This is a genomic window from Phocaeicola sp. RTP21198st1_B8_RTP21198_201120, assembly GCF_040929485.1.
Taxonomy (GTDB): domain Bacteria; phylum Bacteroidota; class Bacteroidia; order Bacteroidales; family Bacteroidaceae; genus Phocaeicola; species Phocaeicola dorei.
On sequence record NZ_JBCOCI010000289.1, the window covers coordinates 1,034 to 1,606 of the forward strand.

The 573-nt window shown below is 38.7% G+C and carries 1 pseudogene; it reads right to left on the bottom strand.

Features of this window, described 5'->3' with window-relative positions:
• Positions 1–122: 122 nt before the first annotated feature.
• Positions 123–573: pseudogene (locus AB5935_RS25520) on the bottom strand (SusC/RagA family TonB-linked outer membrane protein); the annotation flags it as partial.

The following is a 573-nucleotide window of genomic DNA, read 5'->3' on the forward strand; positions in this document are numbered from 1 at the left end:
ATTTATCACCCGGCATCTTATCTTCATCATCGGTATCCAGATTGCATCCGCAAAAAGTGGATGTAAAGATTAACAATAATCCTATTGATATATATTTCAGCATAATTCTCATATTTAAAAGATTATAAACTCAATACCACACCCATTGTCCATGTGCGACTGTTAGGATAGCCACCCGACGTGTCACGTCCCAGACCATTCACACTTTCGGGACTGATACCTGAATAATTGGAGAATGTCCAAATATTGTTGACCGAAGCTTTCAACGTAACCCCTCTTACCCGGAAAAAGTCAAGCCACCGTTTCGGAAAGCGATAAGACAGCGACACAGTATTCAGTTTGAAATAAGAACCTTCTTCCAAAAAGAGAGTCTGTGCTTCTCTGAACGGATCAATCACCTTATTGTGATGATAGTTGTACGGATTGGGATAAATCGCATTGTAACGGTTGTTTTCTGTCCAAAAATTATATTTTTCAATCGGAGATAAAGACGCATCTTTCCTCAAACTTTCAATAGACTTCCGTACCGGATCATCGTATGCTTTAAAAGATTTTGCCAGCACAGAATTAATA